At 71.6% G+C, this 11,406-nt stretch carries 10 protein-coding genes; 7 read left to right on the forward strand and 3 right to left on the reverse strand.

The genetic code is table 11. From position 1 onward, the window contains the following. Positions 1 to 10 precede the first annotated feature (10 nt). Entirely contained in the window at positions 11 to 649 is a 639-nt protein-coding gene (locus EES43_RS22260; protein ID WP_124270342.1) for an NADAR family protein, read from the reverse strand. A gap of 206 nt (positions 650 to 855) precedes the next feature. On the opposite strand from EES43_RS22260, the gene EES43_RS22265 reads away from it, so the two are divergent. The 7 genes from EES43_RS22265 to EES43_RS22295 all read left to right on the forward strand — a co-directional run bounded on the left by EES43_RS22265 (position 856) and on the right by EES43_RS22295 (position 8,735). After that, positions 856 to 2,370 (forward strand): gamma-aminobutyraldehyde dehydrogenase, encoded by a 1,515-nt coding sequence (locus tag EES43_RS22265; RefSeq protein WP_124270343.1) that lies wholly within the window; start codon positions 856 to 858, stop codon positions 2,368 to 2,370. Positions 2,371 to 2,431: 61 nt separating this feature from the next. Further along, positions 2,432 to 3,682 (forward strand): ABC transporter substrate-binding protein, encoded by a 1,251-nt coding sequence (locus EES43_RS22270; protein ID WP_124270344.1) that lies wholly within the window; start codon positions 2,432 to 2,434, stop codon positions 3,680 to 3,682. A gap of 76 nt (positions 3,683 to 3,758) precedes the next feature. Next, positions 3,759 to 4,910: an ABC transporter ATP-binding protein gene (locus EES43_RS22275; RefSeq protein ID WP_124270345.1), complete on the forward strand. Its 1,152-nt coding sequence runs from the start codon at positions 3,759 to 3,761 to the stop codon at positions 4,908 to 4,910. Next, positions 4,907 to 5,839 carry an ABC transporter permease gene (locus EES43_RS22280; protein ID WP_124270346.1) on the forward strand — a complete coding sequence of 311 codons (933 nt, stop codon included), beginning with the start codon at positions 4,907 to 4,909 and terminating at the stop codon, positions 5,837 to 5,839. Before EES43_RS22275 ends, EES43_RS22280 begins: the two co-directional genes overlap by 4 nt. Continuing rightward, positions 5,839 to 6,657 carry an ABC transporter permease gene (locus tag EES43_RS22285; protein ID WP_124270347.1) on the forward strand — a complete coding sequence of 273 codons (819 nt, stop codon included), beginning with the start codon at positions 5,839 to 5,841 and terminating at the stop codon, positions 6,655 to 6,657. Before EES43_RS22280 ends, EES43_RS22285 begins: the two co-directional genes overlap by 1 nt. A 23-nt stretch (positions 6,658 to 6,680) precedes the next feature. Next, positions 6,681 to 8,096, forward strand: a complete 1,416-nt coding sequence (locus EES43_RS22290; RefSeq protein ID WP_124270348.1) for an NAD(P)/FAD-dependent oxidoreductase — start codon at positions 6,681 to 6,683, stop codon at positions 8,094 to 8,096. A gap of 165 nt (positions 8,097 to 8,261) precedes the next feature. Beyond that, positions 8,262 to 8,735 (forward strand): hypothetical protein, encoded by a 474-nt coding sequence (locus EES43_RS22295; RefSeq protein WP_124270349.1) that lies wholly within the window; start codon positions 8,262 to 8,264, stop codon positions 8,733 to 8,735. A gap of 7 nt (positions 8,736 to 8,742) precedes the next feature. On the opposite strand, the gene EES43_RS22300 is transcribed toward EES43_RS22295, so the two are convergent. Together EES43_RS22300 and gabT are read right to left on the reverse strand one after the other, a co-directional pair. Next, entirely contained in the window at positions 8,743 to 9,576 is an 834-nt protein-coding gene (locus tag EES43_RS22300; RefSeq protein WP_124270350.1) for a phosphatase PAP2 family protein, read from the reverse strand. A 149-nt stretch (positions 9,577 to 9,725) separates the two neighbouring features. Beyond that, positions 9,726 to 11,066 (reverse strand): 4-aminobutyrate--2-oxoglutarate transaminase, encoded by a 1,341-nt coding sequence (gene gabT, locus EES43_RS22305; RefSeq protein WP_124270351.1) that lies wholly within the window; start codon positions 11,064 to 11,066, stop codon positions 9,726 to 9,728. Positions 11,067 to 11,406: the final 340 nt, after the last annotated feature.

The raw sequence follows: 11,406 nt of genomic DNA on the forward strand, positions 1-11,406 counted from the left end.
GCGATCGCCCTCAGCCCCGCCCGCCGTCCGCGCCACCGGACACGGTGCCACCGGACCCCACAGCGCCCACTCCCGCGGCACCGGACTCCGCGGCACCGGCCCCCGCCGCCCGCAGCCGCTCCCGTGCCGCCATCAGCGCGAAGCCCAGCAGATTCAGCCCGCGCCACTCGCCCGGCCGCTCCACCCGCTCGTCGTCGGCCGCCAGCCCGACACCCCAGATCCGGTCCACCGGCGAAGCCTCCACCAGCACCCGGTCCCCGGTGTCCAGCAGATACCGGCCCAGCTCGGCGTCCTGCCCGAACTTGTGCACGCTGCCCGCCACCACGAGGGCGAACCGCTCCCGTATCCACACGTCCTCGTCGAAGCCGCGCACCAGCCGGCCCGCCGTCTTCGCCGCCGCCGGGCTGCCCGCGCGGAGCACGGCCCGCTCCGCCTCCCCGTCCCCGAAGAGGCGCGCCTTGCCCGCCATCATCCAGTGCTCGGCGCTCGCGTAGACCACCTCGTCCACGGTGAACGCGGACGGCCACCACTGGCTCAGGCAGTGCGGGCCCACCTGCCCGTCCCGGCGCGGCCGGTGGCCCCAGAACGGCAGGTACTTCACGCGCCTGCCGCGCGCCGTGTCCGCCAGGAGCTCGTCGATCGGTTCCATGGCATGCGAGTGTGGCATCCGCCACTGACACTCCGTACGGGGATTTCCGCACCGACGCGACACATGGTCGACAGATTCCGTCGCGTAACCAAAAGGCAACAACGGAATCACTTGTTGGCCTGGAACCCCTCTGTCAGGATCGGCACTCAATTCAGGAAGAAGCTACGCCGACCCCGCCCAGCGGGTACAGCGGCGGAGGAGAGCTCATGAGCAACGGCTTCCAGATCCGCCACCGCTTCGCGGAAGGCGCCCAGTACATCGGCGGCAAGCTGCTCCCCGGCACGTCCGGCCGCCACCACGAGGTGGTGAACCCCGCGAACGGCACGACGGTGCTGCGCTACGAACTCGCCTCCACCGACGACGTGGACGCGGCCGTGGCCGCCGCCCGCGCCGCCTTCCCCGCCTGGTCCGGCGCCACCCCCGGCGAACGCTCCGAGGCCCTGCACCGCTTCGCCGCCCGACTCGCCGAGCAGGCCGACGACTTCGCGTACGCCGAGTCCCTCCAGTGCGGAAAGCCCGTCAAGCTCTCCACCGGGTTCGACGTCCCCGGCACCGTCGACAACGCCGCCTTCTTCGCGGGCGCGGCCCGCCACCTGGAGGGCAGGGCCGCCGCCGAGTACAGCGGCGACCACACCTCCTACGTGCGCCGCGAGGCGATCGGCGTCGTCGGCTCCATCGCCCCCTGGAACTACCCGCTCCAGATGGCCGCCTGGAAGATCCTCCCGGCCGTCGCCGCGGGCAACACCGTCGTCCTCAAGCCCGCCGAACCCACCCCGCTCACCTCGCTGATGTTCGCCCGGGCGGCCACGGAGGCGGGCATCCCCGACGGCGTGATCAACATCGTCACCGGCACGGGCCGGGAGGCGGGCGAACACCTGGTCGGCCACCCGGACGTCGTGATGACCTCCTTCACCGGCTCCACGGCCGTCGGCCGGCGCGTCGCGGAGATCGCCACCGCCACCGTCAAACGCCTCCACCTGGAACTCGGCGGCAAGGCGCCCTTCGTGGTCTTCGACGACGCCGACCTGGAGGCCGCCGCCCACGGCGCCGTCGCCGGGGCCCTCATCAACACCGGCCAGGACTGCACCGCGGCCACCCGCGCCTACGTGCAGCGCCCGCTGTACGAGACCTTCGTCCGCGAGGTGGCCGCGCTCATGGAGAGCGTCCGGGTCGGCGACCCCTTCGACCCGTCGACCGACCTCGGCCCGCTGATCAGCCACGCCCAGCGCGACCGGGTCGCCGCCTTCGTCGACCGGGCCCGCGGCCACGCGCGGATCGTCACCGGCGGCGAGGCCCCCGGCGGCGACCTCGCCGCCGGCGCGTACTACCGGCCGACCCTGATCGCGGACGCCGCCCAGGACAGCGAGATCGTCCAGGCGGAGATCTTCGGCCCGGTCCTGGTCGTGCTGCCCTTCGACACCGACGACGAAGGCATCGCCCTGGCCAACGACACCCCTTACGGGCTCGCGGCCTCCGCCTGGACCCGCGACGTCTACCGGGCGAACCGCGCCACCCGCGAGATCCAGGCGGGCTGCGTCTGGGTCAACGACCACATCCCGATCCTCAGCGAGATGCCGCACGGCGGATACAAGGCCAGCGGTTACGGCAAGGACATGTCCGCGTACTCCTTCGAGGAGTACACCCAGGTCAAGCACGTCATGTACGACAACACCGCGGTCGCCCGCAAGGACTGGCACCGCACGATCTTCGGAGACCGGTAGCAGCTGCCGCGCGACCGGGCCGCAAGGCCCCAGCGGCCTCCCACCCGAAAGGGCACAGCGTATGGAGAGTCACGAGCCCGAGCGCCTCTCGCCCGCCCGAGCGGCGGCCATGAGGCGATCCCTGACCAGCGGCAGGGGCGCCCTCACCCGCCGCTCCCTGCTGCGCGCCTCCGGCATGGGCGCCCTGGCGCTCGGCGGCATCGGCGCCCTCGGCGCGTGCGGCATCCCGCCGGCCCGGCGCGCCGACGGCGACGCGGCGGCCTCGGACGACCACTCGGCGAAGGAGAAGGAGCTCACCTTCTCCAACTGGACCGAGTACATGGACGTCAGCGAGGACGAGAAGAGCCGGCCCACCCTCCAGGCGTTCACCCGGCGCACCGGGATCACGGTCAAGTACACCGAGGACATCAACGACAACGTCGAGTTCTTCGGGAAGATCAAACCGCAGCTCGCGGCCGGACAGGACACCGGGCGCGACCTCATATGCGTCACCGACTGGCTCGCCGCGCGCGTCATCCGCCTCGGCTGGGCCCAGAAGCTCGACCCCGCGAACCTCCCGCACGCGTTCGCCAACGTCTCCGCCCAGTTCCGCAGCCCCGACTGGGACCCGGGCCGCGCGCACTCCTACCCGTGGACCGGCATCCCGACCGTCATCGCGTACAACGTGAAGGCGACCGGGGGCCGCAAGGTCGACTCCATCACCCAGCTCCTGGACGACCCGAAGCTCAAGGGCCGGGTGTCCTTCCTCTCCGAGATGCGCGACTCGGTCGGCATGACCCTGCTCGACCTGGGCAAGGACCCCGGGACGTTCACCGACGCCGACTTCGACGCGGCGATCGGCCGGCTCCAGAAGGCCGTCGACCGGAAGCAGATCCGCCGCTTCACCGGCAACGACTACACCGCCGACCTCAGCAAGGGCGACATCGCCGCCTGCGTCGCCTGGGCCGGGGACGTCATCCAGCTCCAGGCCGACAACCCGGACATCCGGTTCGCCATCCCGGCCGCCGGATACATCACCTCCAGCGACAACCTGCTCGTCCCCGCCGGGGCCCGGCACAAGACCAACGCCGAGAAGCTCATCGACTACTACTACGAGCCGCCGGTCGCCGCCCGGCTCGCCGCCTACATCAACTACGTCTGCCCGGTCGACGGCGTACGCGACGAACTCGCGAAGATCGACAAGTCGATGGCCGCCAACACGCTGATCCTCCCCGACCGGGAGATGGCGGCGAAGTCCCGCTCCTTCCGGTCGCTGAGCGCGGCGGAGGAGACGGCGTACGAGGAGAAGTTCGCCAAGCTCATCGGCGCCTGACCTGGTCCCGCGACCGGTCGCCCCCGACCGGCCGCGCCCCGCCCCGAACCCCCCGAACACGCTGGGACCGCGACCCATGACACAGCAGCAGACCGCAGGCGGCGACGTCCGCCTCACCGGAATCAGCAAGACCTACGGCTCGTTCACCGCCGTGCACCCGCTCGACCTCACCGTCCCGCAGGGCTCCTTCTTCGCCCTGCTCGGCGCGTCCGGCTGCGGCAAGACCACCACCCTGCGGATGATCGCGGGCCTGGAGGAGGCCACCACCGGCACGGTCTCCCTCGGCGGCCGGGACATCACCGACCTGCCCCCCTACAAACGGCCCGTCAACACGGTCTTCCAGAGCTACGCGCTCTTCCCGCACCTGGACATCACCGAGAACGTCGCCTTCGGCCTGCGGCGGCGCGGCGTCAAGTCGGTGAAGAAGCAGGTGGACGACATGCTGGAGCTCGTCCAGCTCGGCGACTTCGCCCGCCGCAAGCCCCACCAGCTCTCCGGCGGCCAGCAGCAGCGCGTCGCCGTCGCCCGCGCGCTCATCAACCACCCGCAGGTCCTGCTGCTCGACGAACCGCTCGGCGCCCTCGACCTCAAGCTCCGCCGCCGGATGCAACTGGAGCTCAAGCGGATCCAGACCGAGGTCGGCATCACGTTCGTGCACGTCACCCACGACCAGGAGGAGGCCATGACCATGGCCGACACCGTCGCGGTGATGAACGGCGGCCGGGTCGAGCAGCTCGGCGCCCCGGCCGACCTCTACGAGAACCCGCGCACCACGTTCGTCGCCAACTTCCTCGGCACCTCCAACCTCATCGAGGGCCAGGTCGTGCCCTCCGGCTCCGACCTCGTGGTCTCGGCGGGCGGCGGCACCCTCACCCTGCCGCGCGAGCGGTGTTCCGCCCCGGCGGCCGACGGCGGGCGCATCCTCCTCGGCATCCGGCCGGAGAAGATATCCCTGGCCCACGCCGACGACGCCCACACCATCGCCGACGGCCGCAACCGCGTCACCGGACGCGTCGTCGACTCCAGCTTCATCGGCGTCTCCACCCAGTACGTGGTCGAGAGCCCGGCCGGCAAGGCCCTCCAGGTCTACGAGCAGAACATCGAGCGCGACACCCGGCTCGTGCCCGGCGCCGAGGTCGTCCTGCACTGGAACCCCGCCCACTCCTTCGGCCTCGACGCCGACCAGGACATCGACGCCGGCGCGGCGAGCGTGGAGGACGCGGCGTGAGCCTCACCGAGGCGCCGCCCGCGCCGCCCTCGAAGGACCCGGGACCCGTGCCGCGCAAGCCGTCCGCCCGCAAGCGGCTCGTCCCGTACTGGCTGCTGCTTCCCGGCATCCTCTGGCTGGTCGTCTTCTTCGCCCTGCCGCTCGTCTACCAGGCGTCCACCTCGGTCCAGACGGGTTCGCTGGAGAAGGGCTTCGAGGTCACCTGGCACTTCCCGACGTACCTGGACGCGCTGCGCGACTACTACCCGCAGTTCATCCGGTCCCTGCTCTACGCCGGCACCGCCACCGTCCTGTGCCTGCTGCTGGGCTATCCGCTCGCCTACCTCATCGCCTTCAAGGCCGGCCGCCGGCGCAACCTGGTGCTCGTCCTGGTCATCGCCCCGTTCTTCACCAGCTTCCTGATCCGGACGCTGGCCTGGAAGACGATCCTCGCCGACGGCGGCGCGGTCGTGGACGTGCTCTCCACCCTGCACGTGCTGGACGTCACCGCCTGGCTCGGCTGGACCGAGTCCAACCGGGTCCTGGCCACGCCGATGGCCGTCGTCTGCGGTCTGACGTACAACTTCCTGCCGTTCATGATCCTGCCGCTCTACACCTCGCTGGAGCGGATCGACGGCCGGCTGCACGAGGCGGCGGGCGACCTGTACGCCACGCCCGCCACCACCTTCCGCAAGGTGACCTTCCCGCTCTCCATGCCCGGCGTCGTCTCCGGCACCCTGCTGACGTTCATCCCGGCCAGCGGCGACTACGTCAACGCCGAACTCCTCGGCTCCACCGACACCAAGATGGTCGGCAGCGTCATCCAGAGCCAGTTCCTGCGGGTCCTGGACTATCCGACGGCCGCCGCGCTCTCGTTCATCCTCATGGCGGTCGTCCTGCTGATGGTCACCTTCTACATCCGCCGCTCCGGGACGGAGGACCTGGTCTGATGACCGTACTGCGCTGGATTCGCCGGAACCTGATCGTCATCGCCGGTCTGCTGACCCTCGCCTACATGGTCCTGCCGAACATCGTCGTGATGGTGTTCTCCTTCAACAAGCCCAACGGGCGGTTCAACTACGCCTGGCAGCGGTTCTCGCTGGACGCCTGGAAGGACCCGTGCGGCGTCGCCGACCTGTGCGGCTCGCTCTCCCTCTCGCTCCAGATCGCCGCCTGGGCCACCGTCGGGGCCACGGTGCTCGGCACGATGATCGCCTTCGCGCTGGTCCGCTACCGCTTCCGCGCGCGCGGCGCGATCAACTCGCTGATCTTCCTGCCGATGGCGATGCCCGAGGTCGTCATGGCCGCCTCCCTGCTCACGCTCTTCCTGAACATGGGCGCCGAACTGGGCTTCTGGACCGTCCTGATCGCCCACATCATGTTCTGCCTCAGCTTCGTGGTGACGGCGGTCAAGGCACGCGTCATGTCCATGGACCCGCGGCTGGAGGAGGCGGCCCGCGACCTGTACGCGGGGCCCGTGCAGACCTTCGTCCGGGTGACGCTGCCGATCGCCGCCCCCGGGATCGCGGCGGGAGCGCTGCTGGCCTTCGCGCTCTCCTTCGACGATTTCATCATCACCAATTTCAACGCGGGCTCCACCGTCACGTTCCCCATGTTCGTCTGGGGCTCGGCACAGCGCGGCACACCCGTGCAGATCAACGTCATCGGCACCGCCATGTTCGTCATCGCGGTACTGGTGGTCCTGGTCGGCCAGTTCGTCGCGAACCGGCGCAGGAACAACGCCCGGAAGAACAACGCCCGGTCCTGAAAGCACCGAAGGAGTTGGAAGTCATGGCCCCAGCCGCCATGCGTACGGCAGCACGATCGATCGCCGGCGCCAAGCCGGTCTCCTACTGGCTCGACGACCCGGACAGGCCGCAGGCGCTGCCCGCCCTCACCGGCGACGAGCACACCGGCCTGCTGGTCGTCGGCGGCGGCTACAGCGGTCTGTGGACCGCCCTGCTCGCCAAGGAACGCGACCCGGACCGCGACGTCGTCCTGATCGAGGCGCGCGAGGTGGGCTGGGCCGCCTCGGGCCGCAACGGAGGCTTCTGCGCCGCCTCGCTCACCCACGGCCTGGCCAACGGAGTGGAACGCTGGCCGGGCGAGATCGCGAAGCTGGAGGAGCTGGGGCACCGCAACCTCGACGCCATCGAGGCGGCCGTCGCCCGCTACGGGATCGACTGCGCGTTCGAGCGCACCGGCGAGATCGACGTCGCCACCGAGCCCCACCAACTCGCCGAACTGCGGGAATGGCACGAGGAGATCCAGAAGCTCGGCATCACCGGGGTGGACCTCCTGGACCGCGACGCGGTGCGCGCGGAAGTCGACTCACCGACGTTCCTCGGCGGCCTCTGGGACCGGCGCGGCGTAGCGATGCTGCACCCGGCCAGGCTCGCCTGGGGCCTCAAGCGGGCCTGCCGGGAGCTGGGCGTGCGGATGTACGAGCACACCCCGGGCCTCGACCTCGTCCGCGCCGGCTCCGGCATGGCGGTCCGCACCCCGTACGGCCGGGTCTTCGCCCGGCGGGTCGCACTCGGCACCAACGTCTTCCCCTCGCTCGTCAGGCGGGTCCGCCCGTACACCGTGCCGGTCTACGACTACGCGCTGATGACCGAACCGCTCACGCCGGAGCAGCTCGCCTCCGTCGGCTGGGGGAACCGGCAGGGTCTGGGCGACAGCGCCAACCAGTTCCACTACTTCCGGCTCTCCTCGGACAACCGGATCCTGTGGGGCGGCTACGACGCGATCTATCCGTACGGGGGCCGGATCAGCGCCGAACTGGACCAGCGCCCGGAGACGTTCCTCAAACTGGCCGAGCAGTTCCTCACGTGTTTCCCGCAGCTTTCCGGGGTGCGCTTCTCGCACGCCTGGGGCGGGGCGATCGACACCTGCTCCCGGTTCACCGCGTTCTTCGGCACGGCCCACCGGGGGCGCGTCGCCTATGCCGCCGGGTACACGGGGCTCGGTGTGGGCTCGACGCGCTTCGGCGCCGACGTGATGCTGGACCTCCTCGCCGGCCGGGAGACCGAGCGGACCCGGCTGGAGATGGTCCGCTCCCGGCCGATGCCCTTCCCGCCGGAGCCGTTCGCCTGGGCCGGGATCGAGATGACCAAGCGCTCCCTGGCCCGCGCCGACGCCAACGGCGGCCACCGCGACCTGTGGCTGCGGACCATGGACCGGCTCGGCCTCGGCTTCGACAGCTGAGAAACGCCCGCGCCGTACGCCGTTGAGCTGCGGTGACGCCGTTGTGACCCACTTCACTACCAACTGGTAGCCCCGACTCGCGTCATAGTCGGGGCCCAGCGCTCTCCCGCCCGTGAAGGCGTCGGCACCACCCCGCCGACGCCCACGACAACGGGAGGCAAGGCCATGACCGGTCCGGAGACGAAGGCCGCGGTCGCGTGGCTCGCATCGGCGGCACGGGACCCGCGCGCCTGCCGACGGGAATGGGAACGCGATCCGCGGGGGATCGCGCTCCTGCCCGCCGGCAGGCGCTGGGACGTACTGATCCTTCCGGGTGAGCTGGCGCGGCCCGCGCTCGGCGTCCTCACCCGTCTCGTCGACCGGCCCGGACCGGTCCTCGCCGACTCCGGGAAGTCCCGGACGGGCTTCTTCGTCCCGCCGGGCACCGCCGCCCACTGGATCGGCACCGGCGTACGGGGCGCCGGCCCGGACGCCTGGATCGCCGTCCCGTACCCGGGCCGGGCGGCCGGGGGACTGCGCTGGCTGATTCCGCCGGACGGCTCGGGAACGCTCAACGACGCGGCGCTGCTGGAACTGGCCATGCACGAGGCGGCGGGGGCCGCCGCCCGGGGCGCGAGCGGACGGGGCACGGAGGGCTGAGCCGCCGTCAGAGGTCTCGACGCCCGTTTCGGCGGCCGGCCCACCACAGCGGCCCCAGCACCAGCGGCCCCAGGCACCAACCGGCCACGACGTCCAGCGGCCAGTGGTAGCCGTGCAGCACCAGGCCGACGCCCGTCGCCGCCGTCAGCAGGATCGCGGCGGCGGGCATCATCCACGCCCGCAGCCACCGTGCGCCGCGCGGCCGTGACGGGCGGGGGAGCGCCAGGAGCAGCAGGGCCGACGCGCCGTAGGCCACCGCGGCCGTCGCCGTGTGGCCCGAGGGGTAGTAGCCGACCGCCTCCGTCAGCGGCCCCTGCCGGGCGGTCGCGATCTTCAGCGGAATCACCAGCGCGGGCACCGCCGCCATGGCGAGCGCCGCGTACACCGGCAGCCGGCGCGCACCGCGCCACAGCGCGTACGCGATGGCGCAGGCGAGCACCGGAAGGGCCACCGGCACGCCGCCGAGGTCGGAGAGGACCTGGGTCAGCGCCGCCGGGCCCCGCCCGAACAGCCGCTCCCCGACGCGGACGTCGGCCCGCAGCAGCGGCCCGCCGGCGACCACCTGCCAGGTGATCAGCCCGAACAGCGCCGCCAGCACGGCGAAGAAACCGGGAACGAGAGAAGCCGGCCACCCGGGAACAGGGGGGGTTGTTCCGGGATGGCCGGCGGGATCGGTTCGCCGCGCGCCCCGGGGGGTATGGGGCGGGCGGCCGTCCGACCGGTGAGGAGTACCGGAGCCAGAGGCTCCGGCGGGATGCGCGCAGGCGCACCCGGGGCGGATCCGGCGAGGGCCCGGCCCGGTGTCGCCCGCAGTGCCCTGCGGGCGGGGTGTCTCTCTCATCTGCGGAAACCGTACGGCAGAGGAGGGGGTCGCCGACAGTCGCAACCACGACCCGCCATCGGCCCCGCACACGTTCTTCACAGGCCCTCACCCGGATGACGGACGGTCGCGGCGATACGCCGCTTCCGTCCGCTCCGCGGTTCGACCGGTCAGATCCGGCCGAAAGCCTGCTCGATGATGTCGAGGCCCTCGGTGAGCAGCTCCTCGCCGATCACCAGCGGCGGCAGGAAGCGCAGCACGTTGCCGTACGTGCCGCAGGTCAGCACCAGCAGGCCCTCGGCGTGGCACGCCTTCGCGAGCGCGCCCGCCGCCTCCGGGTCGGGGTCCTTGGTGCCGGACTTCACCAGTTCGATCGCGATCATGGCGCCGCGACCGCGGATGTCGCCGATGATGTCGCCGTTGGGGAGCTTGGCCCGCATCTCGGCGAGGCGGCCCTTCATGACCTCCTCGATCCGCTTGGCCTTGCCGTTCAGGTCCAGCTCGCGCATGGTCTCGATCGCGCCGAGCGCACCCGCGCAGGCGACCGGGTTGCCGCCGTAGGTGCCGCCCAGGCCGCCGGCGTGCGCGGCGTCCATGATCTCGGCGCGGCCGGTGACGGCGGACAGCGGCAGACCGCCGGCGATGCCCTTGGCGGTGGTGATCAGGTCCGGGACGATGCCCTCGTCCTCGCAGGCGAACCACTGGCCGGTACGGCAGAAGCCGGACTGGATCTCGTCCGCGACGAACACGATGCCGTTGTCCTTCGCGAACCGCGCGATAGCCGGGAGGAAGCCCTTGGCCGGCTCGATGAAGCCGCCCTCGCCGAGCAGCGGCTCGATGATGATCGCGGCGACGTTGTCCGCGCCGATCTGCTTGGTGATCTCGTCGATGGCCTGCGCGGACGCCTCGGCGCCCGCGTTCTCCGGGCCGGTGGGCCAGCGGTAGCCGTAGGCGACCGGGACGCGGTAGACCTCGGGCGCGAACGGGCCGAAGCCCTGCTTGTACGGCATGTTCTTCGCCGTCAGCGCCATCGTCAGGTTGGTCCGGCCGTGGTAGCCGTGGTCGAAGACGACCACGGCCGTGCGCTTGGTGTAGGAGCGGGCGATCTTCACCGCGTTCTCGACGGCCTCGGCGCCCGAGTTGAACAGCGCGGACTTCTTCGCGTGGTCGCCCGGCGTCAGCTCGGCGAGCTGCTCGCAGACCTCGACGTACCCCTCGTACGGCGTGACCATGAAACAGGTGTGGGTGAAGTCGGCGAGCTGCGCGGAGGCCCGGCGCACGACGGCCTCCGCCGAGGCGCCGACCGACGTCACGGCGATGCCGGAACCGAAGTCGATCAGGCGGTTGCCGTCCACGTCCTCGATGATCCCGCCGCCCGCGCGGGCGGTGAACACCGGCAGGGTGGAGCCCACACCGGCGGCGACGGCCGCGACACGGCGGGCCTGCAGCTCGGTCGACTTCGGGCCGGGGATGGCGGTGACGACGCGGCGCTCCTGCGGAATTGCGGTCATGCGGGGCTCCTGGGGGTGTTTCGGACGCTTCTCTTCCGCAGGCTAGGTGCGGGGGCGGCACACGGTCATGCTCCGATCGGGAGTGATGGCCGCGTGTCCTTGTCCGTCACGGACAGATGCCGGCCGCCGGGGCGCTGAGCAGCGGTGACGCGGTGGCCGGGCGGCCGGAGGCGGTCACCGTTCGGGCGCGTTGCTGAACTCGCCGTGCGCGCGCACTACATTGACCGGGGCAGCGGACGGACGGGCAGGTCAAGGGGGGCAGTGCTTCATGGACGACGACGGCACGCGGAGCGTACGGGGCACGCATGCGGACAGGACGCCCCCACCCGCCGTGCCGCCA

Origin of the sequence: Streptomyces sp. ADI96-02 (assembly GCF_003846185.1) — a bacterium.
Taxonomy (GTDB): Bacteria; Actinomycetota; Actinomycetes; order Streptomycetales; family Streptomycetaceae; genus Streptomyces.